The sequence below is a fragment of the Rhizobium halophilum genome (genome assembly GCF_021648825.1).
Classification (GTDB): Bacteria; Pseudomonadota; Alphaproteobacteria; order Rhizobiales; family Rhizobiaceae; genus Neorhizobium; species Neorhizobium halophilum.
This window is the reverse complement of record NZ_JAKJHS010000013.1, coordinates 26,084-51,115: the sequence shown is the minus strand read 5'-3', so window position 1 is coordinate 51,115 and position 25,032 is coordinate 26,084. Positions and strand designations below refer to the sequence as shown.

General features: G+C 60.7%; 23 protein-coding genes and 1 pseudogene. 12 read left to right on the top strand and 12 right to left on the bottom strand.

Annotation, left to right across the window (positions count from 1 at the left end):
* Positions 1 to 4: 4 nt before the first annotated feature.
* Entirely contained in the window at positions 5 to 2,212 is a 2,208-nt protein-coding gene (locus LXM96_RS19100) for an amylo-alpha-1,6-glucosidase (protein ID WP_240000159.1), read from the top strand.
* Between the two features lie 418 nt (positions 2,213 to 2,630).
* Here the strand turns inward: LXM96_RS19100 and LXM96_RS19095 are convergent, their stop codons facing one another.
* The 6 genes from LXM96_RS19095 to LXM96_RS19070 form a co-directional block, all read right to left on the bottom strand.
* Positions 2,631 to 3,461, bottom strand: coding sequence for a DUF3313 domain-containing protein (locus LXM96_RS19095; protein WP_240000158.1), 831 nt, complete (start codon positions 3,459 to 3,461; stop codon positions 2,631 to 2,633).
* 214 nt (positions 3,462 to 3,675) lie between these two features.
* Positions 3,676 to 5,016, bottom strand: coding sequence for a sensor histidine kinase (locus LXM96_RS19090; RefSeq protein WP_240000157.1), 1,341 nt, complete (start codon positions 5,014 to 5,016; stop codon positions 3,676 to 3,678).
* Positions 5,013 to 5,684 carry a response regulator transcription factor gene (locus LXM96_RS19085; RefSeq protein ID WP_240000156.1) on the bottom strand — a complete coding sequence of 224 codons (672 nt, stop codon included), beginning with the start codon at positions 5,682 to 5,684 and terminating at the stop codon, positions 5,013 to 5,015. The genes LXM96_RS19090 and LXM96_RS19085 overlap by 4 nt, the downstream gene beginning before the upstream one ends.
* Positions 5,685 to 6,796: 1,112 nt before the next feature.
* Complete coding sequence (locus LXM96_RS19080) at positions 6,797 to 6,988, bottom strand: DUF2783 domain-containing protein (protein ID WP_240000155.1); 192 nt, start codon at positions 6,986 to 6,988, stop codon at positions 6,797 to 6,799.
* On the bottom strand, positions 6,976 to 8,562 hold the full coding sequence (locus tag LXM96_RS19075) for an FAD-dependent oxidoreductase (protein ID WP_240000154.1): 1,587 nt from the start codon (positions 8,560 to 8,562) through the stop codon (positions 6,976 to 6,978). The genes LXM96_RS19080 and LXM96_RS19075 overlap by 13 nt, the downstream gene beginning before the upstream one ends.
* A 20-nt stretch (positions 8,563 to 8,582) precedes the next feature.
* A complete protein-coding gene (locus tag LXM96_RS19070) occupies positions 8,583 to 9,542 on the bottom strand; it encodes an MBL fold metallo-hydrolase (RefSeq protein ID WP_240000153.1) in 960 nt (319 codons plus the stop codon).
* A 117-nt stretch (positions 9,543 to 9,659) separates the two neighbouring features.
* Here LXM96_RS19070 and LXM96_RS19065 point away from each other — a divergent pair, with 117 nt between their 5' ends.
* Positions 9,660 to 10,388, top strand: a complete 729-nt coding sequence (locus LXM96_RS19065) for a helix-turn-helix transcriptional regulator (protein WP_240000152.1) — start codon at positions 9,660 to 9,662, stop codon at positions 10,386 to 10,388.
* Positions 10,389 to 10,893: 505 nt separating this feature from the next.
* On the opposite strand, the gene LXM96_RS19060 is transcribed toward LXM96_RS19065, so the two are convergent.
* Positions 10,894 to 11,322 (bottom strand): MarR family winged helix-turn-helix transcriptional regulator, encoded by a 429-nt coding sequence (locus LXM96_RS19060; RefSeq protein WP_240000151.1) that lies wholly within the window; start codon positions 11,320 to 11,322, stop codon positions 10,894 to 10,896.
* 143 nt (positions 11,323 to 11,465) lie between these two features.
* Between LXM96_RS19060 and hmgA the strand changes: the two genes are divergently transcribed.
* From hmgA to LXM96_RS21920, 8 genes and pseudogenes are all read left to right on the top strand, one after another.
* Complete coding sequence (gene hmgA / locus LXM96_RS19055) at positions 11,466 to 12,800, top strand: homogentisate 1,2-dioxygenase (protein ID WP_240000175.1); 1,335 nt, start codon at positions 11,466 to 11,468, stop codon at positions 12,798 to 12,800.
* Positions 12,801 to 13,099: 299 nt separating this feature from the next.
* A complete protein-coding gene (gene fahA / locus LXM96_RS19050; protein ID WP_240000150.1) occupies positions 13,100 to 14,311 on the top strand; it encodes a fumarylacetoacetase in 1,212 nt (403 codons plus the stop codon).
* A gap of 7 nt (positions 14,312 to 14,318) precedes the next feature.
* On the top strand, positions 14,319 to 15,002 hold the full coding sequence (gene maiA, locus LXM96_RS19045; protein ID WP_240000149.1) for a maleylacetoacetate isomerase: 684 nt from the start codon (positions 14,319 to 14,321) through the stop codon (positions 15,000 to 15,002).
* Positions 14,999 to 16,000, top strand: coding sequence for a TRAP transporter substrate-binding protein (locus LXM96_RS19040; protein ID WP_240000148.1), 1,002 nt, complete (start codon positions 14,999 to 15,001; stop codon positions 15,998 to 16,000). The genes maiA and LXM96_RS19040 overlap by 4 nt, the downstream gene beginning before the upstream one ends.
* Positions 15,997 to 16,512 carry a TRAP transporter small permease gene (locus LXM96_RS19035; protein ID WP_240000147.1) on the top strand — a complete coding sequence of 172 codons (516 nt, stop codon included), beginning with the start codon at positions 15,997 to 15,999 and terminating at the stop codon, positions 16,510 to 16,512. Before LXM96_RS19040 ends, LXM96_RS19035 begins: the two co-directional genes overlap by 4 nt.
* A complete protein-coding gene (locus LXM96_RS19030) occupies positions 16,509 to 17,819 on the top strand; it encodes a TRAP transporter large permease (protein ID WP_240000146.1) in 1,311 nt (436 codons plus the stop codon). Before LXM96_RS19035 ends, LXM96_RS19030 begins: the two co-directional genes overlap by 4 nt.
* 72 nt (positions 17,820 to 17,891) lie before the next feature.
* Positions 17,892 to 18,374 carry a MarR family winged helix-turn-helix transcriptional regulator gene (locus LXM96_RS19025; RefSeq protein ID WP_240000145.1) on the top strand — a complete coding sequence of 161 codons (483 nt, stop codon included), beginning with the start codon at positions 17,892 to 17,894 and terminating at the stop codon, positions 18,372 to 18,374.
* Between the two features lie 40 nt (positions 18,375 to 18,414).
* Positions 18,415 to 18,539: pseudogene (locus tag LXM96_RS21920) on the top strand (IS3 family transposase); the annotation flags it as partial.
* A 51-nt stretch (positions 18,540 to 18,590) separates the two neighbouring features.
* Here the strand turns inward: LXM96_RS21920 and LXM96_RS19020 are convergent.
* The 4 genes from LXM96_RS19020 to LXM96_RS19005 form a co-directional block, all read right to left on the bottom strand.
* Positions 18,591 to 20,102: a tripartite tricarboxylate transporter permease gene (locus LXM96_RS19020; RefSeq protein WP_240000144.1), complete on the bottom strand. Its 1,512-nt coding sequence runs from the start codon at positions 20,100 to 20,102 to the stop codon at positions 18,591 to 18,593.
* 3 nt (positions 20,103 to 20,105) lie between these two features.
* Positions 20,106 to 20,537 (bottom strand): tripartite tricarboxylate transporter TctB family protein, encoded by a 432-nt coding sequence (locus LXM96_RS19015; protein ID WP_240000143.1) that lies wholly within the window; start codon positions 20,535 to 20,537, stop codon positions 20,106 to 20,108.
* Positions 20,534 to 21,502 (bottom strand): Bug family tripartite tricarboxylate transporter substrate binding protein, encoded by a 969-nt coding sequence (locus tag LXM96_RS19010; protein ID WP_240000142.1) that lies wholly within the window; start codon positions 21,500 to 21,502, stop codon positions 20,534 to 20,536. The genes LXM96_RS19015 and LXM96_RS19010 overlap by 4 nt, the downstream gene beginning before the upstream one ends.
* Before the next feature lie 98 nt (positions 21,503 to 21,600).
* Positions 21,601 to 22,332, bottom strand: a complete 732-nt coding sequence (locus LXM96_RS19005; protein WP_240000141.1) for a GntR family transcriptional regulator — start codon at positions 22,330 to 22,332, stop codon at positions 21,601 to 21,603.
* A 98-nt stretch (positions 22,333 to 22,430) separates the two neighbouring features.
* Between LXM96_RS19005 and LXM96_RS19000 the strand changes: the two genes are divergently transcribed.
* Both LXM96_RS19000 and LXM96_RS18995 read left to right on the top strand, forming a co-directional pair.
* Entirely contained in the window at positions 22,431 to 23,396 is a 966-nt protein-coding gene (locus LXM96_RS19000) for a hydroxymethylglutaryl-CoA lyase (protein WP_240000140.1), read from the top strand.
* A complete protein-coding gene (locus LXM96_RS18995) occupies positions 23,389 to 24,624 on the top strand; it encodes a CaiB/BaiF CoA transferase family protein (protein WP_240000139.1) in 1,236 nt (411 codons plus the stop codon). The genes LXM96_RS19000 and LXM96_RS18995 overlap by 8 nt, the downstream gene beginning before the upstream one ends.
* 155 nt (positions 24,625 to 24,779) lie before the next feature.
* On the opposite strand, the gene LXM96_RS18990 is transcribed toward LXM96_RS18995, so the two are convergent.
* Positions 24,780 to 25,010: a hypothetical protein gene (locus tag LXM96_RS18990; RefSeq protein WP_240000138.1), complete on the bottom strand. Its 231-nt coding sequence runs from the start codon at positions 25,008 to 25,010 to the stop codon at positions 24,780 to 24,782.
* Between the last annotated feature and the right edge of the window lie 22 nt (positions 25,011 to 25,032).

The window sequence follows — 25,032 nt, the reverse complement described above, 5'->3', positions numbered from 1 at the left end:
CTCCATGGACGTCGCAAACATTCAGCCCGATCCGGTGAACCTTCCCGGACTTCAGCTTAGCTCTGTTGGCCAGTTCTTCATTCCTGCCTCGGCGTCCTTGCAGGAACGCCGACCACGCACACTAAAACACGGCGATACCTTCGCCGTGTTTGATCACAACGGCGACGTAATATCCGGCCCCGGAAGCCCGGAAGGCATCTTCCACCGCGACACCCGCTATCTCTCGCATTTCTACATGACGATCGGCGGTGCGCGACCGATGCTCCTCAGCTCCACTCTGAGAGACGACAACGCCACACTGACATGCGACCTGACAAATCCTGATCTGTTCGATGGAACCGGCAAAATGGTTCTTGAGCATGATCTGGTTCACATCAGGCGGACTCGCTTTCTGTGGCAAGGCCGCTGCCTAGAACGTCTGGTAGTGAGGAACTTCGATGATCAGCCTCGCGAGATCTCGATCGAACTGGCCGTTGACGCCGATTTCGCGGATCTTTTCGAGGTGCGTGGAACGGAGCGTGGGAAGCGGGGGACACGACATCCGTCTATCACGACCAATGATGGGGTAGAGCTTTCATACACGGGACTCGATGAATGCCGGCGAAGCACATCGATCCGCTTTGAACCTGCACCAGAGATGGTGACCGCCCAACAGGCGGTCTTCCGTCTGCAACTCCAGTCCAGGCAAGCCCGCTCGATCTTTGTCGAGATCGCCTGCAACTGCGAACCCGACAGTTCGCCCACCGCCGCCTTCTTCAAGGGCCTGCGGGATGCCCGCAGGGCCCTGCGCCTGTCTTCGTCGAGAGCGGCAGCAGTTGAAACATCCAACGATATCTTCAACGAGGCGCTGCGCAGGAGCGTGTCCGACGTCTACATGCTTTTGACGGATACCCCCGAAGGACCGTACCCTTATGCTGGCATTCCATGGTTTAGCACGGTGTTCGGCAGGGACGCCATCATCACTGCGCTACAGACGTTGTGGCTCGATCCTACCATCGCGAAAGGCGTGCTGGGTCACCTGGCCGCCAATCAGGCGACGGACGTTGATCCGGTGGCGGATGCAGAGCCGGGAAAGATCCTTCATGAGGTGCGCTATGGCGAGATGGCGGAGCTTGGGGAAGTGCCCTTCCGCCGCTACTACGGCAGTGTCGACTCCACGCCGCTCTTCGTGATGCTTGCAGGCGCCTACCTCGAACGCACAGGTGACCTGGAGACACTAAGGGGGCTTTGGCCAAACATCGAGGCTGCCCTCATCTGGATCGAGGACTACGGTGACCGCGACGGAGACGGCTTCGTTGAGTATGGACGGATGACCGAGGAAGGCTTGGTCAACCAGGGTTGGAAAGACAGCTATGATTCCGTCTTTCATGCCAACGGCACCCTGGCCAAGGGACCGATCGCGCTGGCCGAGGTACAGGCATATGCTTATGCGGCCTTCAGTGCCGCAGCGATGATCTGTCGTCGCTTGGACCGCCGAGAGCTCGCCTCGCGCTATTGCGCGCGGGCCGCAGCACTTCAGTTCGCATTCGACGCTGCGTTCTTCGATGAAGCTCTGGGCACCTTTGTACTCGCACTAGATGGGAACAAGCGACCGTGCCGCGTCAGAGCGTCCAACGCCGGCCATGCTCTTGTGACAGGAATAGCCTATCCGGAACGGGCGGAAGCTGTTGTGAAGACGCTCATGGAACCATCATCCTTCTGCGGCTGGGGCATTCGTACGGTGCCATCGACCGAGGCGCGATACAACCCGATGAGCTACCACAACGGTTCGGTCTGGCCTCACGACAACTCGCTCATTGCATCTGGTTTTGGTCGCTATGGCTACAGAAAAGAAGCGGCGAACGTGTTTGAAGGGCTTTTCGCAGCATCGACCTACATCGATCTGCGGCGCCTACCGGAGTTGTTTTGCGGATTTAGGCGTCATCGCGCTCAGGGGCCGACCTTCTACCCGGTCGCTTGCGCACCTCAAGCCTGGGCGGCCGCAGCTCCACTGTGTTTGCTCCAGTCGAGCCTGGGACTGACATTCGACCCCGAGAACACCCAGATCACTTTCGAGCGGCCAGTCCTGCCGGCATTCCTGGACGAGGTTGTCATCCGAAACCTCACTGTCGGCGGTGGCGCCGTCGACGTCGCTCTTCGCCGCTCGGGCAAGCAGGTAACGGTTGAGGTACTGGATCAGAGAGGAGGCGTGCGCGTGGTATCCGTGAACTGAGCCCTTTTTGCATCCTCAACGACCTGAGGCTGATTGTCATCCATTCGGTTGGGCCTGTTCGCCGGCGGGCCCGGCCACGGCTTGCGCCTGAAATTTAACTAGGAGATTTGAGAGTATTCATTGCTTGAGCTAAAGCTCTGGCAGAGCGCGTGGCAAGATCATCCTGAGTTTCTGATCCTGCTTAGGGGAACAACGAGTCGGGCGGCGTTTCCGCCCGGCTCGTTCCCTTCAGAATTGAGCTCACGAACGATGACCCCTGGAGAGCGAGGCACCGAAGGTGCTAAAAACGATTAGGACGCTCCTCTTGACCCCGTGTAAGGGTGCAGGATTGCGTATTTCCATAACGGCCATCTTCTTTCACACGAGGATCGGCCTGGTGCAGACGCTGGTTCGGGGATCCAGCACCCCACCCTATCGGCTATGGCAATGGTCGTGTGGCCGTTTTTGCCGTTTTGTCAGCCCACTGTGGAGGCAGACCGAACTTCGCCGACAGAGCCCCTGGTAGGCCAGGAGCTCGCCCGTATGTCTCACATGCCTCGTATTTTGGCTTTCCACCAAACCATGACCGCACCCGATGACTTGATGGCAGGGAGACGTCGAGTAGTCTTGGCTCGCGGCCCTTGATGAGCAGTCGTGAGAAATCGCTGGCAAATTTTGTGGCCTGGCTATAGGCGTCACCCACCTCCGAATAGCGTGGCTTGTCCTGCAGGAAGTTCGCGCCGCGACCCCACATCATCGCTGCACGCTGGACATTTTGGCTGTCCACAGCTTCTGCCTCGACAGACAGGCCTCCCAGCCCGAAGGGGATACGTGGCACTCCAACAACCGGGATGTTCTCGGGAAGGGCGAAGCCTCCGCCGACGCTCACCACAGTAGCAGCGGCCGCCACACTTTTGTTCGTGGGAACTATATCTGTGATGACAGAACGTACCGTCAAATCGGCCTGTCGGTCAGGAGGGACCAAGCGATACCTGTCGCTGAGTGCAACGCATAGTGCCCGATCAAGCGCGTTGGTTACAAGTGCACGGTCCGCCGGCGTCTTGATTTTAGCCGCAGCGACGAAGGTATAGCTGGTGGGGATGATCCTCACCGTCTTGACCTGGGCCAAGTAATCGCCATCGACGAACAACCTTCGCTTCTTGCCCAGTTTGGACTTCTGAGCGCCGAGGTTGCTGTAAGAAGTGAGCGTCCCACTTTCTTTCATTGGCATCGTCGTACATCCCGTGGCGGCCAACACCATGCTGGCCATCAAAATCGTCGCCAAGCGCTTCGAGGAAGCGTGGGCCACGCGGCGGAAGAGAACAAATTGACTGGACACTATAGATTGCCTCCACAAGAAACTGTGAGGACATTCGCGGCGGAGGGTTGCCGCAGCATTACAGAAAGGTTCGCTTGGTTCCCCAAGAAGCTGAAAGGGCATTCTCGGAATGCCGGCTGCAGTTAACCCCGTTGGCAGCCAGCCCTCAAAGCTTGATTGTCACCGTCGTACCCTGTTGATCGCTTTTCATGAACACGCGGGCGTGGTGGTTGTCGGAGATCTGCTTAACCAGACTTAGACCAAGGCCTGTACCCTGACTTTTTGGAGCCACACGGTAAAACGGCGCGAAGACCAGTTCTTGATGCTCTGCGGGTATACCCGGCCCTTGATCTGACACAGCTATCGCACCATCACCTGAAACCGAAACCACGATCTCCCCCCGACCCTCGCAATGATCGATCGCATTGCGGATGAGATTGCTGACGGCCCTCGCTAACGCTACAGCGTTTCCCTTGCGCTCGAGGCCTCCGACTTCGCTGCAAAAAGAAATCTGGTAACCGGCTGCAATCGCCACGGGCGCGATGTCGGCCACGACAGTTCGTGCCATATCAACCAGATCAACGGTACCATTCAGCTCTTCGGCTTGGTTGTGACGCTCAAAATCCAGCAGTTGCTCGGCCGAGTCGGCCAAGCGAGCGACGTCGCACAACAGGCGCCGTCGCTCCGGCCCGTCCGGCATCCCGTCGATCCGCGTCTGCATGATTGCGATCGGTGTTCTCAGTTCGTGGGCTGCATCTATGAGAAAGCGCTGTCGTTTCTTGGCTTCGCCCTCAAGGCGATCGAGTACCTCGTTGAAGGCTACAACCAAGGGGACGACTTCCTTGGGTAAACCGTCCGTGGGAAGACGTGCGCCATGTCTGCGTGGTTCAATCTGTGCTGCTCGCTCAGCGACTTCGCTCACCCGGACAAGCGCGCGGCTAACGATCCGCGGGACGGCAAAGAATATCGCGGGCAAGGCCACGGCAAGCAGTGAGGCGTAGATTGGATAAGCCCTGGCGAAAAGGGCGAGAACGGGAGAACCTTGGTCAGCTACACCTCCGAAGAGAATCCGGACCTCGCCAACCACCGTTTCTACAGCGTCTATTGTTGCCACTTCGCTGCTTACATCGGAGCCTCGAATATCTGCATCCTGAAACAGTGGGACCAGATGTGCGAGCTCCGCATATACCACAGGTATAGTTCCATAGGATGTGGAGGCGCCGTTCGTGGTGGCGGCGATGTACCAGAGCGCACGGTTCTGGTCCTTGAGCGCGATCAGCTCCGGCGTTTCTTGCAGTTCAAGCCGACCTCCATCTTCGTCGGTCACGGCCCCGGCTATTGCGGCTTCAACGGTTTCTTCCATGGCAATATTGGGGGACATGATCGTAGCAGCCCAGACGCAAAGCCCGAAGATTACTGCGCCGATGACGCCGACGATTACCAGGCCAAGCTGCCAACTGAGTCTCCACCAGAGGGACGAAGCCGCGGTTCCTGCCGTGCCCATCATTCTTCCTTCAGAAGGTAGCCGACGCCCCGGATATTGTGGATGGAGACGCCAGAGTTTGCATCTGCCAACCTCTTCCGCAGTCGGGAGATATGCGCATCAATGGCGTTGGACTGAATTTCTTCTTCGTAATTGTAAACCGCCTCTTCCAACGTCGTGCGAAGGACCGTTTTGTTCTTCCGCTTGGCCATGGCGATGAGGATGGACAATTCTCGCCGGGGCAAGTCCAGTTGGCGCGACCCTACGGAGACACCGAGGTGCAACGGATTGATCACCATCCGCCCCGCAACAATCTCTGGCTCTGCGAGGTTTGCAGGCCGCCGAAGGACTGCTCGCACACGCGCCAACAGTTCCTCGACCAGAAATGGCTTACCGAGATAGTCATCGGCACCCATGTTGAGCCCCTCGACACGTTCCAGCGGCTCGTTTCGCGCAGTCATGACAATGATCGGAGTGTCTCCTTGCGACCGGCGCAGCTTCGAAATGAGGGTCAGCCCTTCCCCATCAGGCAGGCGCCTGTCCAGCAGGATGGCATCGTAGTTGTTTTGAAGCGTCAGTTCGAATGCATCGGCGAGACGGGCTGTGTTGTCAATGACGATACCGTGCTTGCTCAGAGCAACTGCCAGAGCCGCCGCCAGTTCTTTTTCGTCCTCTATGAGCAGAAGTCTCATCTGTAGCGTCACCTTCTACCTGGTCGTGTACATCATGGACATTGCAGCAGCATTACCAAGCGACTTCGGCGACGGTAATGCTGCTGCAATCGACGGACCCCAAATTCGAAAGCCAGGCAGTCCGGTGTGTTGCGGCGACCGGCCGCGCACTGATCTTACGAGGAGTAATTCACATGGCTCGAGAATGGACCAAGGGGATAACGACGGCGGCTCTATTCCTGGGAAGCAGCCTCGCCCTCCTGGACGCTGGCGGCTTCACTCTTGGGACTACAGATCCAAATGAGCGGCTCAAGGCTCTGGTGGCGGCGATCCAAGCGGAGCGCACGGTGGTCCCGCCCGTGTTGCCGCGAGCAGCCCAAATCCCTAGGACAGCTGAAGAGAAGTCGGCAAACATCTGGCCTGTGCGCGGGGCGGCTTCCCCGAACCTCGTGAATGGTGGCGGGACAAGCAGTAACCGTTTGGGGGTTGGAATTGCCATCAGATGCGGAGATTTCTTTCTCTTGGTCGATGCGGTAGAATCCCATTCGATCCATGAGCAATGGGCGCCTGACTGCCATTTTGGGGAATGGAAGACGTTCTCTGCAGAGCAGCTCTCGTCAGGGAACGGGCAACCGGTTCAAAAACCTTTCGCTTACCTGCCGGGTTCTCAACGCAGCAGGATAAGTACTGCAGCAGCTCCGTTTGATATTGTAACGAAGTTACTAGCCGAACCGAAAGGGCTGTCGAACGATTACGCAGCTGACCGGCCATGATTCGCAAGATGCTGACGAGGCATGTGGCCCGCCTATTCTACGCCGTGATCCTGCTCACAGCACTTTTGGGAGGCCCTCTCCTCCTACTTCTCTTCGTCGCCAGTCGGTTCCACTGAGCGACTGAACCAAAGCCCCCTCCATAGCTTCGGGCACTTACGCAGGCCTTGACCCAACTGGCTAAAGACCGCTGTCGCTCGCCCTATCCCACGCCTGATCCGCTGGTTCAGAGTCCGCCACTTTGCCGCCACCAAAAGCATGCGCTCCATTCGGTCGGGCTCCTCGCCCTCGCAAGCCGCTTCACAACGAGTTCTGCTGCGGCAGCATTAATGCTGTGATACGGTCTCCTCCCAGAGATGCTTTTCAGCCTTTTCGGGCCTTTTCCATGGCTGCTAAGAGCACATCGCGGTCGCCAATGTGGTTCATCAGGATCAGCGTCAGCCGCGCCCACAGCCTCAGGCTCTCCTCATCGCTAAGGCCGTCATGCAGGCGAACCAGTGCTTCATAAAGGGCATCATGATCGCTAAGATTGGTGCCAAGGTTCACTGCAGGCATAGCGTCTCTCCCTTGGCACGCCGCAAGGCGGTTTCGACGGCGGTGGGGGTCGGCTGTTGCCACCGCGCCGCAACATATTGATCGGGTCGGACCAGAACGCTAGCGCCGGGCATCAGTCCTAGACGCTGCGCCGCCAAGCCGTTGGGCTCCAGCGCAACCAGTCGAACACTCGGGGGTACGGGTTGATCTCCGCCACAGGCGAGCAGCACGAAATGGTTCCCGAGCTCATCCAGCAACCACCCGTCCGCCAAGGGGGCATCCAGCACCGGCATTCCCGGCGCCACTCCGCCTTCCCATGCATCCTCGTCGGGCGTCGACAACGGGCTTTCGGCATAGCTGACAGCTGTCGACAACCGCCCCGAGTTTACGAATGGACGGGCAAAAGCATGCTCCTTCGCCAGTTCGAGCACCGCGTCCCGCAGCGCCTGGCTCGCCTTCGACTTCGGCGTCAGGAAGTCGGTTGAGCGGGTCGAGTTTAGGATGTTCTCGTCCGCAGTGGCGACAGCCTCAAGGTTGTAGGTCTCGATCAGGCTTTCATCGGCCTCGCCATTGAGCACCAGATCGAGCTTCCAGCCAAGATTGTCGGCGTCGGCAAGTCCACCATTGCATCCACGTGCGCCAAAGGGCGAAACCAGATGTGCCGCATCTCCTGCAAAGATCACGTGGCCGTGCACGAAGCGCGCCATGCGTCGGCACTGGAAGCTGTAGACCGAGTACCACTCGCGTTCGAATTCCAGATTCTCTCCCAGCATGGCTCGAATGAATGGCTCAACGTTCTCCAGTCGAGTTGCAGCCTCTCGGTCGATGTTCCAGCCAAGCTGGAAGTCCAGGCGCCAGACGTCGTCAGGCTGCTTGTGCATCAGCGCGGACCGGCCCGGGTTAAAAGGAGGGTCGAACCAGAACCAGCGCTCCGCGGGCATCTCGTGCTTCATTCGAATGTCTGCGATAAGGAAGTTGTCCTCGAACACTCGCCCCTCGAAGTCGAGGCCCAGCTTGTCGCGCACTGTCGAGCGCGCGCCATCGCAGGCGACGATCCAATCAGCCCTCAGTTTGTAGCTGCCGTCGACGGCAGTGACCGTGAGTTCTGCGCCGTCATTCAACGCTGTTACTGCGTCCACGGTGTGTCCCCACCGGATATCGATGTTGGGCAAGGCCCGGCAGCCATCCAACAGATACTCTTCGATGTAGTATTGCTGGATGTTGATAAAACCGGGACGCTTCTGATCCTTCACCGGCAGCGTGTCGAACTGGTAGATCGGGCTCTCGCTCGCGCCCCAGAAGACCTTGCCCACGTTCCAGGTCACGCCTTTTTCAACGGCAGCGTCGCCGGCTCCGAGCCGGTCGAGAATGTCCAGCGAACGCTTGGAAAAGCAGATCGCTTTGGAGCAATGAGCCACGAAGTCCAGCCGGTTCAGCACCGTAACCGGTTGACCCCGACGGCCCAAGTCCAGCGCCAGCGCGAGGCCGACAGGCCCCGCGCCGACGATGACCACCCGCGCCTGGTCGTGCGCGGTTACCGGCACCGGAGTGGCCCCGATCTTCTTGTAGACCGGGATGCCCGTGACATTTGCCATGATGTCCTCCCTCGCACGTGTCAGTCTTGAAGCTTTGCCCAAACCTCGCGATCGCGCTCTGCCGTCCAAATGCGCGGATGCTCGATCCCATCGTACTCGTCCCACAGGCGCTGGACGTCAAAGGGCAGGCAATGCTCGAAAATGGGCCAGGACCCGAATTCGGGCGCCAAGGCATCGCGGGTCGCTTCGAAGGCTTCACGCAGGGACCCGCTCGCCTTATGGACGCGGCCAACATTCTCGATCATGCCGTTGAGGAACTTGCGGGTCTGCTCAACCGCCGCATCGGTCTCGGCCACGCCGCGCGCCACTGCGCCGCGTCCGCCCACCAGGTTCTCGGCCTGATAGGCCTTGACGTTGTCCAGCGTCTTGCCGGCCCATTCGAAGTGATAGGCGTCACCGGTGTACAGCGCGGCTTTGGCCTCGACCAGGTCGCCGGCATAAAGTGTGCGGGTCTTGTCGTGCCAGACCGCAATATCGCCGCCCGTATGGCCGCGGCCCAAAAAGCGCAGCTCCAGCTTGCCGCGGTCGCCACCCAGATCGATATCGTATTCGGCATCAAAGGTAATTGTTGGCCAGGTCAGGCCAGGAACTTCTTCAGCGTTCTTGGCCAGGCGCGGCATACGGCCGAACTCACTTTTCCAGTCCTGCTCGCCGCGCTCGGCCACGAGATCACGGGAAGCACCGGACATAATGATGTCGCCCGCATCAAAGGCGCTGGCGCCCAGAACGCGAACAGCATGGTAATGGGTCAGGACCAGGTAGCGGATCGGCTTGTCGGTCTGCTCGCGCAGGATCTTCAGCCAGTCACGCGAGGCCGAGGGGGTGGCGCGGGATTCGATGGCAACGACAAAGTCCTCGCCCTCGACAGCACCAACATTCGGGTCGCCTTCCGCAGTCAGGGCGTAAACACCCTCACCCATAATTTCAAAAGTGTCGGTTTTTTCTTTGGTATCGGTCGAAGAGGCAAATGGTTTGCTCATGCTCTCGCTCCCAAGCGTCTACAGTTAAATCCATTTCTATTGAAACGAACCGTGCCTGTATGTCATCAGGTCTATGGACAACGCGCTTACGGCGCAAATGAGCAAAGGGTTCGCCAGTTGCACAAATTCGGATTGATCGACCCGGACCTGGCGGTGGGTCTTCTAGATACGTGTGACCGTCAGCTGTTCGCGACCCGGCTTCTCGGGATCGCCCGTAGCGCTGCTGGCATCGAAGAATTGTTTGCCTATCGTGTCGGCCACGGTGCTCCGCAGGTGCTGGCTTCTGCCAGCAATCTTGGAGACGTAGCCGAACGTGCTGGCGCCTACGCTCGACGCTTTCACCACAGCGACCCGGTGGCGCAAGCGCTGGATGCTACACGACCAGGCAATGGCTTTGTCTGCCGCATCCCCGCCGAAGCGATCAGCTTGGGCGCCTATCGTAGGCTTTGCTTCGACCGGCCGCAGTTTGCCGAAAAGATTTGCTTTGGCTGGTGCAGGGCGGATGATGCGCTCGTTGTGTCTTTCTACCAGCGCCGCGATGCCGCCGAGCCGGACATGACGCAACTGGGCGCACTGGCTCAACTGGCGATGGCGGGGTTGACCCGCCTTGCCCAGGCTCCCGCGCCGCTCCTGTCCCAGGTGCAGCAGCGCCTGGCGCAGACCCACCCCATCCTTACGGTGCGGGAGCGCGAAATCTGCGCCCGTACCCTGACCGGCCAAACGGCCCGCGCGATCGGTGAGGAGCTAGTACTGGGGGTTAGCACCGTCCTCACCTACCGCCAGCGGGCATACCAGAAGCTCGGGATAAAAAAGTCAAATGAGCTTCTGGCGGCGATCATGCGCTGACAAGGGCAGCACTACACCTGTCCTGCAGATCAGGCTCCGCGAGACAGCTCCTGGCGACGCGAAGGGTTGTCACCTCCCCTGGGACCTGCGTTGCCATCTCTGCGAACCAGCTGTCGCCCACGCTGGTCATATCCGACTAAGGAGAACGATGTGAGGCAACGCGTTCGCAGCCTGGTGCGACAGCATCTGGGCAAGCGCTCTTGCACCACCTGCCCTGATCGCAAGCGGCTGGTCTGCCGCCACGCACCCTGCAACGACACCTCGCCGCCGCGGGCGTCTCGCATTGGCGTTGGAAGTTGTCTCATCACACCAGCTCCGCAACCGACAAGCTCGAACGCCATGATCGCCCGTCGCCTTCTGGCGCGCCTTCAAGAAAGGAACGGAGTGGCACCATCTAAGCGGACCTCGAGCCTCTTCCCATACCAAAGCCGCTGTTGACCGATGATGCCCTCTGCTCCCCGCATGGGTGACTGACCCGTTCTCTGCCGGATTGTGCCTGAGGTCGTTACCAGTCGGAGCGCTCCAGAAGCCGTGTTAGACCGGCCTTGAAAGCCTGGGCATCTTCACCCAGCAGCGCGAGCAGATCCATTTGAAAGCCATCTGCGACATGAGCGAGCCTCTTCATCAGCTCCTCGCCCTGCGAGGTCAGCTGTAGAACGATCAGCCGACGGTCCTTGCCATGGCCGGACTTGGCGACATAGCCCGCCTCCTGCAGTCGGGACGCGGCGCGGCTGACTACCGACTTGTCGAGGTGAACCCGCTGCGTGATGTCGCGCACGCTGACAGCTCCGGAGTGCCCAAGATGCGCCAGAACGCGCCATTCGGGGATGCTGAGACCTGCCTCGGCCGCGTAGCGGGCGGCGAAGCGGCTGCTGATTTCGGCCGCTGCGATAGATAATCGGTAGGGCAAAAACTGGTCCAGCTGGAATGACATCGCGATCTCCTCGCAGAAAGATCATCAGAAAACCGTTGCACGTGCAACAGATTGACTCCGTTGCACTTGCAACGTTATGAATGTTGCGAGGACAACGAGTTTGTAGGAGGAGCGCTGTGACGACCTATGACCTGCCCCGCGGAATGATCCGCGCTACGGGATCAACTGGCCCGCACGAAGGCTACATGCCAGGTTTCGGCAATGACTTCGAGACCGAGGCTCTTCCGGGCGCGCTGCCGCAGGGCCAGAACAGCCCGCAGAAATGCAACTATGGGCTTTATGCCGAGCAGCTGTCCGGCACTGCCTTCACCGCCCCGCGCGGCCAAAACGAGCGGACCTGGTGCTACCGCATCCGCCCCTCGGTCCACCACACGGGTCGCTTCACGCCCATCGAGGTGCCGCGCTGGAAGACCGCGCCGAACGTGCTGACGAACGTGACCAGCCTCGGCCAGTACCGGTGGGACCCGATCCCGGTGCCGGACGAAGACCTAACCTGGATCACCGGAATGCGCACCATCACCACGGCCGGCGACGTAAACATCCAGGTCGGGATGGCCAGCCATGTCTACCTGGTCACGCGCTCCATGGAGGACGAGTACTTCTTTTCCGCCGACAGTGAACTGCTGGTCGTCCCGCAGGAAGGCCGACTGCGCTTTTGCACCGAACTGGGTATCATCGACCTCGAGCCGAAGGAGATCGCCATCCTCCCGCGTGGCCTCGTCTACCGCGTCGAGGTGCTGGAGGGTCCAGCGCGTGGCTTTGTCTGCGAGAACTACGGCCAAAAGTTCGATCTGCCGGGCCGCGGCCCCATCGGGGCGAACTGCATGGCCAACCCGCGCGACTTCAAGAGTCCTGTTGCGGCTTTCGAGGACCGTGAGGTGCCGAGCCGCGTCGTCATCAAGTGGTGCGGTCAGTTCCACGAGACTCATATCGGCCACAGCCCGCTGGACGTGGTCGCCTGGCACGGCAACTACTGCGCCTACAAATACGACCTGCGGACCTACTCGCCCGTCGGCGCGATCCTGTTCGATCACCCCGACCCGTCGATCTTCACCGTCTTGACCGCACCTTCGGGACAAGAAGGCACGGCCAACATCGACTTCGTGCTGTTCCGCGAGCGCTGGATGGTGGCCGAGCACAGCTTCCGCCCGCCCTGGTATCACAAGAACATCATGTCCGAGATGATGGGCAACATCTATGGAATCTATGACGCCAAACCAAAGGGCTTCCAGCCGGGCGGCATCAGCCTGCACAACTGCATGCTGCCGCATGGCCCCGACCGCGATGCCTTCGAGGGCGCCAGCAACGCCGAGCTGAAAGCCGAAAAGCTCGACAACACCATGTCCTTCATGTTCGAAACGCGGTTCCCGCAGCACCTCACTGAATTCGCTGCACATGAGGCGCCGATGCAGGAGGAATATATCGATGTCTGGAACCAGCTGGAGAAGAAGTTCGACGGCACGCCCGGCGTGAAATGAGCGGCGAGCGGTGCGGGCTCTGCCGGCGCCGCTCCATTCGTTTACCTAACGTGCGGCCGTCAGACAGCACTGTTCGCAGCTCCTGCCATACTGACTTACTCCGGCACCAGCACATCAGTCATCGCCGCGGCCAATCGGGCATAAGCCCGCTTACCTTGATCCTGGGATAATTTGTCTGGCACTTCGGCGAACGCATGCAAGCCAGAAATTTATTGCAAATGAAACGATCCCCCGTTAGTTTCATCTGCAACCTTTCGGGAAGCCCCCGGATGCGTTGAAGACTTTTGAAGAGGCACCCAATGACCGACCCGTCCTTACGCAGCTGGGTTGCTGCTGCAAACGATGCTGCCTGTGATTTCCCCATCCAGAACCTGCCCTATGGCGTGTTCTCCGTGGGTGGCCAGGCACCACGTTGCGGCGTCGCGATTGGCGACATGATCCTTGATCTGGGGGACTGCGAGGCACGGGGGCTGCTGGACGCCCAGGGCGCATTTGGACGGCCGGCTCTAAATGATTTCATCGAACAAGGGCGCGGCACCTGGGATGACATCCGCGCCAAAATGACGGCTTTGCTTGCCGAAGATGGCGACCGCAGCCTGCCGCTGGTGCCGATGGCCGACGCCACGCTGCACCTGCCGATCCGGGTGAGCGAATTTACCGACTTCTACGCCTCCAAGAACCACGCCTTTAACGTCGGCGTCCTGTTTCGAGGCCCCGACAACGCACTACCCCCGCAATGGACCCATATGCCTATCGGCTACAATGGCCGCGCCTCCTCGGTTGTGGTGTCGGGCACCCCGATCCACCGCCCGATGGGCCAGGCCAAGGGCGACAACGGCCCTGTCTGGACCGCCAGCCGCCGGCTCGACCTGGAGCTTGAACTCGGTGCCATTGTCGGCGCCAACAGCCAGATGGGCCAGCGGATCAGCGTGGCAGATGCCGAGGACATGATCTTCGGCTATGTCCTTCTGAACGACTGGTCGGCGCGCGACATTCAAGCCTGGGAGTACCAGCCTCTTGGCCCCTTCCAAGCCAAGGCGCTCGGCACGACGATCAGCCCGTGGATCGTCACGCAGGCGGCCCTGGAGCCGTTTCGGAGCGCAGGGGCCGAGCGAGACAACCCTCTGCTGCCCTATCTGCAAGAGGATCGGCCTGGCTTCTACGATCTGACGCTCGGGTGGACCATGAACGGCACGAGGATGGCGCAGACGAACTACAACGTGATGTACTACTCGTCGGCGCAGCAGCTGGCGCATCACGCGGTGTCGGGCTGCCCGATGCGGGTTGGTGATCTTTTGGGGACCGGCACCATCTCGGGGCCGACCCTGGACCAGACGGGGGCGCTGCTGGAGATGACACAAGGCGGCAAGAGCCCGGTCCGGGTCGGCGGAGCGGAGCGCACCTTTATCGAGGACGGCGACGAGGTCGCGCTCTATGGCTATGCGCAAGGCAATGGCTACCGCATCGGCTTTGGCCCCTGTATCGGCAAGATCCTTCCGGCGCAGGAGTGAGAGCGCCATGTCCGTGACGACGCCACGCCCAGTCCTGCACGACTACTGGCGCTCCTCCGCCTCCTACCGTGTCCGGATCGCGCTGAACCTCAAGGGCATCGGCTTTGACCGGGTGCCGGTGGATCTGGTGGCTGGGGACCACCGGCACCCGAAGCATCTTTCGGTCAACCCGCAAGGGCTGGTGCCGGCGCTGGAGATCGACGGGCTGGTCCTGACGCAGTCCCTAGCGATCCTCGAGTATCTGGAGGAGAGCCGGCCGCAGCCGGCGCTGCTGCCGGCCAACCCCGCCGCGCGAGCTCATGTCCGCGCCCTGTCGCTGGCCGTCGCCTGCGAAATCCATCCGATCTCGAACCTGGCGGTGCTGGCACGGGTTGGCGCACTTGCCGGCGAAACGGCGCGCACAGGCTGGAATCGGGACAACATCGCCGGCGGCCTGCAAGCGATCGAGACGATGTTGAACGATTCCGGCTTCACCGGACGCTTCTGTCATGGCGACCTACCGACGATGGCCGACTGCACGCTTATACCGCAGCTTTACAACGCCCATCGGTGGGATGTCAGCGTCGCGCACCTGCCTCGCATCTCGGCCGTGGCGCGCACCTGCTCCACGCATCCGGCCTTCGCGGCCGCCCATCCAGATCAATTCGACCCTTCGCAGGAGGCGAAGGCTATTCAGGGAGAGAAAGCATGAGATCGTTACGGTTGGCCCTTGCAGGCTTGATTTTGTCCACGACGCCCTTGGCAGCTCAAGAGCTGATCATGTCGTCCTGGCTTCCGCCCAAGCACCCCATAGTCGTGAACGCCTTCGAGCCTTGGGCCGAAGAGGTCGAGCGTGTTACCGACGGCCGCGTGAGTGTGCGCATCATGGGCAAGCCGCTTGGCAGCCCCCCGGCACATTTCGACATGGCCCGCGATGGTGTCGCTGACATCACCTATGGTCTGCACTCTTTCACCGAAGATGACCGCTTCAACCGCGCCCAGCTAGGCCAGTTCAGCTTCCTCGGTGACGATGCCATTGCCAACTCGAAGGCCTACTGGTCGATCTACGGCGGCGAGCTGGACGCGGCCGAGGAACATGCGGGTACACATATTCTAGGCCTGTTCATGCACGGGCCTGGCCTGTTGCACAACAACGTCCGCAAGATCGAAGCCCCAGCCGACATGGGGGGCCTCAAGATCCGCGTCCCGGGTGGTTATGTTGGAGAACTGGTCTCGACGCTTGGCGCAACTCCGCTCTTCATGTCCTCACCCGAGGTTTACGAGAAATTGTCGCGAGGCGTGATCGACGGTGTGGCCTTCACCTATGAAGCCATGACCGCCTTCAACCTAACCGACTACATCAAGTATTCGATGACGGTTCCCGGCGGCATCTACAATACGACCTGGTTCTTTGTGATCAACGAGGCCAAGTGGAACAGCCTTTCGGAAGAGGATCGTGCCGCCATTGACAACATCTCTGGCGAGGCCTTCGCCCAACGTGTGGGGCAGGCATGGAATGATGCCGACACTGCCGCCAAGGAAGAGGTCGGTGATAAAGTCGACTTCCACGAGGCAAGCCCCGAGGTTGTCGCCGCCCTGCGCGACGCGGCATCCCAGCTGGAGAAGGCCTGGTCGGAAGGTCTGGGTGACTATGACGGCATAGCCGCCCTTGCCCAGTTCCGCGAGATGACGGGGGTTCAGGCGGAATGACCCGTCCCGGCCCGGTTTCACAAGAGCCCGCTCGGCACATGATTCCGGGCCGGACACCCCACCGGCAGACCGGGTGGTATCGCGCCCTGGCCGGCGTCGCCGCGCTGCTGATCGCGCTGCTGATCGGGGTGACCTGCGTCGACGTTGTGGGCCGCTATTTGATGAACCGTCCCTTTGGCGGCGCCTATGAGCTGACGCAGATGCTGCTCGGTGCGCTGGTCTTTGTCGCGCTGCCGCTGACGACGGCAGACGGCGGGCATGTCGAGGTCGACCTGGCGCTACACCTTATGCCAATTGGCGTACAGCGCCTCTTGGGCCGGCTGGCGGGGCTGATCTCGGCCCTCGCCCTTGGTTACTTCGCCTGGCGGCTGGCGCTGATCGGCACGGCGCAGCTACACGAAGGGACGCGCAGCGCGTCCCTTGCGCTGCCGATGGCACCCTTGGCGTTCGTGGGGGCGGCAAGCTGCGCCCTCTCCGCTGTTATCATGCTGTTTGCGCGGAGAGAGCCATGACCCTGTCGCTGATCGCGTTGGCTCTTCTGCTGATCCTGGTCTTTGCCCGCGTGCCCATTGCTTTTGCCATGGCCCTCGTCGGGGGAGTTGGCTTTGCCATCATGCGCGGCTGGGGGCCGGCCGGGGCGATGGTCGGCAACGCCGTCTTCGAAACCGGCCTGAACTATTCGCTTTCGGTCGTGCCGTTATTCATCTTCATGGGCAACGTGCTGGCCGGTTCCGGCATCGCGCAGGGTCTATTCGCGGCCGCGGACCGGGTCTTCGGACGCATGCGCGGTGGCCTTGCAATGGCGACGGTGCTATCCTGTGGTGGCTTTTCGGCCGTCTGCGGGTCGTCTCTGGCGACAGCCGCGATCATGTCCAAGGTAACAATGCCGTCCATGCGTCGGTTTGGCTACTCAGACAGCCTAGCCACCGGATCGATTGCGGCGGGCGGTACGCTTGGTATCCTGATCCCGCCCTCAGTGGTGCTGATCATCTTTGGCCTGTTGACCGAAGCCGACATCGGCAAGCTGTTCCTGGCGGGCATTATTCCCGGCATCCTGGGCATCATCGGCTACCTGCTTGCCGTTATTGTCGCCGTGCGCCTGAAGCCGGACCTGGCGCCCAAGGTGGCGGAACCTCATCCCTTGAGCCGTCGGGACGCGGTCAGCGTGTTCGCGGTGCTGGGGCTGTTCGTCTTCATCATGAGCGGCATTTATGGCGGGTTCTTCACGCCTATAGAGGCCGCCGGCATGGGCGCCGCCGCAGCTTTGCTCATTGCCCTTGTGACCGGCGGTCTAAGCCGGCAGGCGCTCTGGATCGCGTTTCTGGACAGTGCCACCGCATCAGCCATGATCTTCGCCATCATCATCGGAGCCGAGATCTTTGGCAACTTCATCACCTTTGCTGGTCTGCCGGACACACTGTCCGACATCGTCGGTACTCTCGGCTTGTCGCCCTGGGTGGTCCTGCTGGTCATCGTCGCGATCTATCTCATCCTGGGATGCTTTCTCGAGAGCCTGTCGATGATCCTGCTGACGATCCCCGTCTTTTACCCGCTGGTTGCGGATCTGGATTTCGGGCTGCAGATCCTTCAGGACCCGGACATGGTGCTGATCTGGTTTGCGATCATCGTGGTGGTGGTGACCGAAATAAGCCTGATAACGCCCCCCATCGGCATGAACGTCTTTGTTTTACGCTCCGTCTTGCCGGACGTGTCGCTGGCTACGATCTTCCGCGGGGTCTTCGTTTTCTGGGTAGCAGACATCGTCCGGCTGGCGCTCATCATCGGACTGCCCATCCTGTCACTGTATCTTGTCGCCTAACCGACGCTCTTTCCGCTTGCCTGCGAACGGCGGCGGGGGCATCAGGAGAACCGCCACCAACAGAGGGCCGCCATGCGCATAGAGACCTTCTTCCCCTACCGCCTCGCCGTCATTGCCGAAGCCTTCTCGCGTCAGCTCGTTGAAGTCTATGGGCGCGAGCATGGCCTTTCCCGGGAGGAATGGCGGCTGCTGTTTCTGCTGGAGGATGCCGGTTCGCTTAACTCACTGCAGATATCGCAGCGCACCTCCCTGGACAAGGTGCAGGTCAGCCGCGCCGCGACGCGTCTAGAAGCGAAAAAACTGATCACGCGCGAAATTCTCAGCACCGACCGCCGCTTGCGACAATATAGCATCACGGACAGTGGAAGCGCCCTGTTCAAAGCCGCCTTTTCCGGTGTGGCCGCGCGTGCGGACGAGATTCTTTGCGCCATGCCAGAGGCAGATCTGGCGGCCTTACAGAAAGGTCTTGCAGCGCTCGACAAGGCCGTTGCCCAACTCTCGAATGGAAAAGCTGACGGGCTTCAATCGGGACTTGCTTCACGCGAGGATCACTAGCGGGATCAAGGGCATCCGTCTTTGAAAGCATCAACGAGAGAAGCAAAGCGCGGACGAGAATGGGCGACCCAAGAGGATCGTCGCTGACCTGACGCTGGACCGTGAGATGCTCAGGACGTCATTTGCCAAAGCTCTAACGCTGCTCGGAAGCGGGAGGTGGTAAGGGCATGCGCAAGCCGTAAAATCGCTCCGGATCCGGCGCACCGCCTGCCCCGGCTAATCCTCGCCCAGTTTGCGTTCCGCGCGCCTCGTATTGAACGCGATGTAGAAGGCGGCGGCGAGGATTGCGAAGGTTACGAGGTAAAGGCCGATGGCGATGGGGCTTGCCACCAATATTGACGGGTCGCCGCCTGAGATGGAGAGAGCCCGACGAAGGTTATTCTCCATGTCGGCCCCCAAGAGGAGTCCGAGAATGACCGGCACCAGGGAGATATTGAGTTTGCGCAGTATAAAGCCCAGCACGCCAAAGCCGATCATGACGAGAACGTCGAAGCTGGAATTGCTGATCGAATAGATCCCAAGAAAGCTGACCATCACGACAAACGGCATCAAAACCCACTGTGGCATGGCGAGCATTCGCGTAAACAGCCCGACCATGGGGATGTTCATGATCAACAGCACGACATTGGCGATGTAGAGCGATGCAATCAGGCCCCACACCATTTCAGGCTCGCGCGAAAAGAGCAGGGGTCCCGGCTGGACGTTGAGGGAGATCAGTAGCGCAAGCATGACGGCGGTGGTCCCGCTGCCGGGAACACCAAGTGTCAGCATCGGGATCAGCGCGCCGCCCGACGCGGCATTATTGCCTGCCTCGGGCGCGACAATGCCTTTGGGGTCGCCATGGCCGAAGGTGCCGTTCTTGTTGCTGACGCGCTTTTCCACGACGTAAGACATGAATGCGCCAAGCGAGGCGCCAGCACCTGGAAGAATTCCGCAGATAAAGCCGATGACGGAGCCTCTCAAATGCGCCCAGCCGCCAACGGCGATGTCGCGCAGCTTTGGAACCGCACGGCCGAGCGGCACCATCTTGCCGTCCGACATATGCATGGTTTCCAGGTAGAAAAGCACTTCGCTGATTGCAAACAGACCGACGATCGCCACGATCGGATTGAAACCGTCATACAGGTGGTAAGAGCCGAAGGTGAAGCGCGCCGTCCCTGTTGCCGGATCAAGACCTACGCTGGCAATCATCAATCCTATCATCGCCGCAAGCAGGGTTTTGATAGGATTGACGCCGGTAATGCCGCCAATGGTCGCGAAGGCCATGACATAAAGGGCAAAGTAATCCGCCGGCCCGAAATAGATCGCAGCACCGGCCAGAAGTGGCGCAAACAAGGTCAGGCCCACCGTCGCGAACGTCGCGCCCACGAATGAAGCCAGCGCCGAAATCGCAAGTGCCTCTGCAGCCTTGCCACGCTGCGCCATGGGATAACCGTCGAGCGTCGTCATGATCGCCGGCTCGTCACCCGGAATGTTGAGCATGATGGAAGAGATGCGCCCGCCATACATGCAGCCGTAATAGATGCAAGACAGCATGATGAGGGCGGAGACAGGTTCCAGGCCGAGAGAGAAGGCAAGCGGGATCAGGATTGCGACGCCATTGACAGGACCGATACCCGGCAAGGCGCCGATGATGGTTCCGACAAAACAGCCAAAGATCGCGAGAGCCATGTTCGTCGGCGTCAAGGCGACGGCAAAACCCTGTCCAAGCAGCGCGATCGTTTCCATGAGCTAGCCCAGACCTGCGGGAAGGGCACGCAGGGGCAATCCGAGCAGCGTGTCGAAGGTGACAAATAGAACAAGGGTCATCAGAACCCCCGAGAGCGCCGATTTCAGCCAGCCGCTGAGCAGGATGCGCCCCAGCAGGGTCACGGTGACAAATGTGGCGAGCAGGAAGCCGAGCGGATCGAGAAGCAGGGCATAGGCGATCAACAGGACCACGGCGGCGATTTGACGAAAGAGCGGCGTGCCCGTCACCCAGACCGGATCAGGATCCGGTTTGAGGACGAGGCACAGGCTCAATAGCACTGCCGGTATCGAGAGCATGACCGGCAAGGCAGCCGGGCCAAGAGGATCGCCAAAGCTTGCCTCATAGCTGCTTGCCGTGATGCCGAACGCAATCGAGACGATCAGCATGACAATGCCGGCAATGCGGTCACTCACTTGATGACGCCGATCTGGCGGGAGATTTCCTCCATCTGTGCGGCCTGTTCAAGCACATAAGCCTCGAACTCCTCGCCGCCGCGCCATACGGGAACAAGGCCGCTGCCTTCCGCCGCCGCTTTCCACTCCTTGCTGTCATAGAGTTTGTTCAAGGTAGAAACCCAGCGCTGGTAGTCCTCGTCGGATACGTCCCCGCCGGTGTAGAAGCCTCGCCAGTTGTAACCGGTGACATCAAGCCCCTGCTCCGCTGCCGTTGGTGCATCCGGGAATGCCGGGATGCGTTCATCCGACAGGGCGGCAAGGATGCGAATGTCTCCCGATTCCACAAAGCCTGCGATTTCACCCAGATCCGTCGTCACAAGATCCACCTGACCGCCCAGCATCTGCGTTACGGCCGGGCTGCCGCCATCGAACTGGACCCAGCGGATACCCTTGTAGTCGTCACCGGACAGACCGGCGGCCTTTGCCACCATCAAAAGACGGATGTGATCCCAGCCGCCGGCACCCGAAGAGCCCGCCGCCGTCACCGATGCTGGATCCTCGCTCATGGCGTCGGTCAGGTCTTTCAGCGTCTTGAACTCAGAGTCCGCCGGCACCACGATGACACCGACATCCGTCCCAAGCATGGCAAGCCAACGCATGGCATCGGTGCCGGCAGGAAAACGGCCCTGTGCGATCTGAGTGATGCCGACCGTGGACGTCGCGACCAGGAGAGATCCATCATCATTGCGCTTCGACGCAACATTTGCCCATGCCACGGCGCCGACGCCGCCCGGCATGTTGGTAATCTGGACCGGGTTCTCCACGAGTTTGAGATCATAAAGAAGCTTGCCGACGGTGCGGCATGTGAAGTCCCAGCCACCGCCCGGATCTGCCGGCGCTATGCATTCCTCAGCTGCCGACGAGCCGACTGAAAGCGACAGCGCCAAAGCGCCAAGGCTTAAGAGTTTGGTCAATTTCCTCATTACTGCACTCCTCCCTGAATGGTTGTTTCCTGCTTCAGCCCCTGACGTGTCCGCGCCAACTAGGAACAACGAGCCTCCAACCCGTTGAACCCGGGTCCTTATGCCCTCACCCTCCCAACCTGGTTTGGCTTTACGGGGCTCTTTGGTTCGCCGGCAAACCCACGCGCGCCCAAGAGGCGGCGCGCATCCTCCAGCGCCTGGACGATCTGCTGGCGGACGTCGCGGGCATGGGCGCGCACGGCATTGGCCGCGTCCTCTGCGCGGCGCTCGCGCACCAATTCGACGATTTCACAATGTTCACGGTGGGCGACAGCACGCATTTCAGCGCAACTGGCAACAAGCCAGCGCGCCCGCATGGTCCGGTTGACGGCGTCCTGCACGGCATCGCGCATGAACCGGTTTTCGGAAAGCGCAGCGAGCTGCACATGGACGTCCAGGCCGATCTCGAACCATGCGTCCGGCGTAAAATCGGTCAGCCCGCGGTCGATCGAGACGCGGATTGCGTCAAGGTCTTCAGGGGCCGCCCGTGCGCAGGCCAGGCGGATGGCGGCATCCTCGACTACTTCCCGGTACTCGAAGATCTCGTCAAGCTGCCTCAGATCGAAGGGCGCAACGGCATAGCCGCGCTCGCCCTTGATGACAAAGCCGTCGCGGATCAGTTCGGTGAGCGCCTGGCGGATGATGGTGCGAGACACGCCGTGTTGGGCTTCCAGGAACCGTTCCGTGATCGGTTCACCCGGCGCAAGGGTGAGCGTCAGGATCTGCGAGCGGATATCCACCATGACCCTGTGCCCGAGCGAGCGTTCGGCTTCGCCGGTTGCCTCAGCCATCGCCCCGCTTCTCTGTCTCAGCACCTGTGCCATTGACCCTCCACCCGGCGACGGTATACCAAAGTGGTCGACCAATGCAATCCACGCGGGAGGCGATTATGTACGAGAGCAGGTTCAGACGAGATCGTGGTCTCCCGGAGAAAGTCAGCGTCATTGATGTCGGACCGCGGGACGGCTTGCAGTCGGAGCCCGCCTATGTTTCGCCGCAAGATAAAATTGCCCTGGTCAACGGCTTGATCGACGCAGGCGTCCGTCATCTTGAAGTGACATCTTTCGTTTCACCCCGCGCCGTGCCGCAGCTGCGCGACGCGGCAGACGTGCTGAAGGGTATCGATCGAAGCCGCGGCGTAGTGCTGACGGCGCTCGTTCCCAATGAGAGGGGGGCCGAGCGCGCCATCGAGGCTGGGGTTGATGCCATGGTCGTCTTCATGTCGGCGTCCGAGAGCCACAACCTGAAGAACGTGAACCGCACGCGCGACGGGTCGTTGGCCGGGTTCAAAGACATCTGCAGGACAGCAGAAGCTGCCGGAATCGATGTCTATGGAGCGATTGCCACATCCTTTGGCTGCCCCTTCGAGGGTGACGTTCCCGTCGGCGAGGTGGTCAGGATCGCTCGGGCCTACCGGGATATGGGGATCACCAAGCTGTCGCTTGGCGATACCACCGGCATGGCCACGCCCCCGCTCGTGGCCGAGCGGGTCCAGGCGCTGAAGACTCACGTGCCGGAGGCCGATATTGCGCTTCACTTCCACAACACCCGGGGCCAAGGGCTTGTGTGCGTCTACGCCGGCTTGATGGAGGGCGTTACGCGTTTTGAAGCGAGCGTCGGTGGGCTTGGCGGTTGCCCATTTGTGCCACGGGCGACGGGCAATATCTGTACGGAGGATCTTGTCTACATGCTTGATGAATGCGGTATCGAGACTGGTATCGACCTAAAGAAGCTGATCGAGGTTTCCAGGCGCATTGAAGGCGTGATCGGCCGGTCATTGCCTGGGCAGGTGATGAAAGCTGGCCACCGTCTCGACCTGCACCCGATGGATTCCGTCAGGACCGCAAATGGTTGAGGAGGGCAGCCTAAAACACGACTTCGATGCAGCCGGCCTGAAAGCACCGCTGGCGGGTGTCCGGGTGATCGACCTGACGCGGGTTTTGTCGGGGCCTTTTTGCTCGATGTTGCTTGGTGATATGGGCGCCGATGTCGTGAAGGTGGAGCCCGACAAGGGGGATCCGATCCGCCAACAGGGCGCACTAAGGGACGGGCTGTCGTGGTACTATGCCTCTTTCAACCGCAACAAGCGCTCAGTGGTCATCGATCTCTACCGCGCTGAAGGCCGTGACGTCCTGTCCCGGCTGATCGAGACAGCGGATGTTCTGATCGACAATTTTAGGCCCGGCGTCCTGGCGCAGATGGGGTTTGACAAGGCGCGGCTGGCACAGCTCAATCCACGGCTCGTCACCGCCAATATCAACGGCTTCGGCAGCGCGGGCCCTTATGTCGATCGTCCTGCCTTTGACTTCATCGCCCAGGCGATGAGCGGGCTAATGAGCGTCAACGGCAGGGAAGGAGAGGAGCCGATGCGTGTTGCCCAGCCGATCACCGACCTCCTGGCCGGGCTCTACTGTGCCTTTGGCATCGTCAGTGCCCTGAGGGCGCGCGATCTCAACGGTCGCGGCCAGCACGTCGAGACTGCCATGATGATGAGCGCGGTCTCGATGATGGCCTATCTTGCGACGGAATTGTTCGCGACAGGGAAGAACCCGGAACGCACCGGAAACGACCATCCGCTGGTCGCCCCTTATGGTCTTTTTCAGACGGCCGATGGCGAGATTGCCGTGGCACCCTCCAACGACGTCATCCTGAAGCGCTTTCTCGATGTCCTGGAACTTGGAGCGCTGATGGATGACGAACGATACAACACCAATGACAAGCGCTTTGCCCGACGTGGCGAACTCAATGCCCTGCTGAACGCGCGCACCCGAATGGGATCCCAGGAGACCTGGATCACCAGGCTCAACGCGGCGGGCGTGCCTTGCGGACGGGTGCAGGATCTGGCGGAAGCCCTCAGCGACCCGCAGGTTAAGGCGCAGGACATGGTGATCGAGGTTGAGCATCCTGGGCATGGGAACGTGCCGATGCTGGGCTTCCCGGTCAAGCTCACCGAAACCCCGTGCCGCGTTACCCGGCCCGCTCCGCCGCTCGGAGCGCATACTGCCGAGGTCCTGGCAGAAGCTGGATACGGCGCCGACGAGATCGCGGCGATGAAGACGGCAGGCATTGTCGGCTACGAGTAAGGTTGGCCAAGTGGTGCTCAACCTACTCCATCATCCACCTCGTCGGGCAACCATCCCGAACTGCTGCTCCCCAAGGCTCACGTCGCACGCCGCGCGCGCATTGACATCCCGACCTGATGATAACGCGCGCCCCGCTGATGCGACGAATTCGGAGATCAAAGCATGCCGGTGAAAAGCTTGCTGCTGCCAAGCAGAAACGCCGCGTCAGCGAGCTTTTGTGGATCTACCATTCCAGCCTCATATAGTAGCGAGACAATGCGCAGGATCATGTCGTGCTCCAGGTCTGATGCTCCATCAGGATTGGCTGCGACACGTTCGGATGCGGACCGGATGATGTCGATCTCGTCGAGGCCGCCTGTTTCTCCCCCTCTTCCAATACCGGACATGGAACCCTCCTCCGCAGCGACG

Excerpts from the sequence above, each read along its gene's own strand:
- LXM96_RS19040 (WP_240000148.1), top strand. The coding sequence starts at position 14,999 with ATGAGATCGTTACGGTTGGCCCTTGCAGGCTTGATTTTGTCCACGACG.
- LXM96_RS19005 (WP_240000141.1), bottom strand. The coding sequence starts at position 22,332 with ATGGCTGAGGCAACCGGCGAAGCCGAACGCTCGCTCGGGCACAGGGTC.
- LXM96_RS19010 (WP_240000142.1), bottom strand. The coding sequence starts at position 21,502 with ATGAGGAAATTGACCAAACTCTTAAGCCTTGGCGCTTTGGCGCTGTCG.
- LXM96_RS19035 (WP_240000147.1), top strand. The coding sequence starts at position 15,997 with ATGACCCGTCCCGGCCCGGTTTCACAAGAGCCCGCTCGGCACATGATT.
- LXM96_RS19025 (WP_240000145.1), top strand. The coding sequence starts at position 17,892 with ATGCGCATAGAGACCTTCTTCCCCTACCGCCTCGCCGTCATTGCCGAA.
- LXM96_RS19070 (WP_240000153.1), bottom strand. The coding sequence starts at position 9,542 with ATGAGCAAACCATTTGCCTCTTCGACCGATACCAAAGAAAAAACCGAC.
- LXM96_RS19020 (WP_240000144.1), bottom strand. The coding sequence starts at position 20,102 with ATGGAAACGATCGCGCTGCTTGGACAGGGTTTTGCCGTCGCCTTGACG.
- hmgA (WP_240000175.1), top strand. The coding sequence starts at position 11,466 with ATGATCCGCGCTACGGGATCAACTGGCCCGCACGAAGGCTACATGCCA.
- LXM96_RS19100 (WP_240000159.1), top strand. The coding sequence starts at position 5 with ATGGACGTCGCAAACATTCAGCCCGATCCGGTGAACCTTCCCGGACTT.
- LXM96_RS19095 (WP_240000158.1), bottom strand. The coding sequence starts at position 3,461 with ATGGCCAGCATGGTGTTGGCCGCCACGGGATGTACGACGATGCCAATG.
- LXM96_RS18990 (WP_240000138.1), bottom strand. The coding sequence starts at position 25,010 with ATGTCCGGTATTGGAAGAGGGGGAGAAACAGGCGGCCTCGACGAGATC.
- LXM96_RS19030 (WP_240000146.1), top strand. The coding sequence starts at position 16,509 with ATGACCCTGTCGCTGATCGCGTTGGCTCTTCTGCTGATCCTGGTCTTT.
- fahA (WP_240000150.1), top strand. The coding sequence starts at position 13,100 with ATGACCGACCCGTCCTTACGCAGCTGGGTTGCTGCTGCAAACGATGCT.
- LXM96_RS19075 (WP_240000154.1), bottom strand. The coding sequence starts at position 8,562 with ATGGCAAATGTCACGGGCATCCCGGTCTACAAGAAGATCGGGGCCACT.
- LXM96_RS18995 (WP_240000139.1), top strand. The coding sequence starts at position 23,389 with ATGGTTGAGGAGGGCAGCCTAAAACACGACTTCGATGCAGCCGGCCTG.
- LXM96_RS19090 (WP_240000157.1), bottom strand. The coding sequence starts at position 5,016 with ATGATGGGCACGGCAGGAACCGCGGCTTCGTCCCTCTGGTGGAGACTC.
- LXM96_RS19080 (WP_240000155.1), bottom strand. The coding sequence starts at position 6,988 with ATGCCTGCAGTGAACCTTGGCACCAATCTTAGCGATCATGATGCCCTT.
- maiA (WP_240000149.1), top strand. The coding sequence starts at position 14,319 with ATGTCCGTGACGACGCCACGCCCAGTCCTGCACGACTACTGGCGCTCC.
- LXM96_RS19085 (WP_240000156.1), bottom strand. The coding sequence starts at position 5,684 with ATGAGACTTCTGCTCATAGAGGACGAAAAAGAACTGGCGGCGGCTCTG.
- LXM96_RS19060 (WP_240000151.1), bottom strand. The coding sequence starts at position 11,322 with ATGTCATTCCAGCTGGACCAGTTTTTGCCCTACCGATTATCTATCGCA.
- LXM96_RS19000 (WP_240000140.1), top strand. The coding sequence starts at position 22,431 with ATGTACGAGAGCAGGTTCAGACGAGATCGTGGTCTCCCGGAGAAAGTC.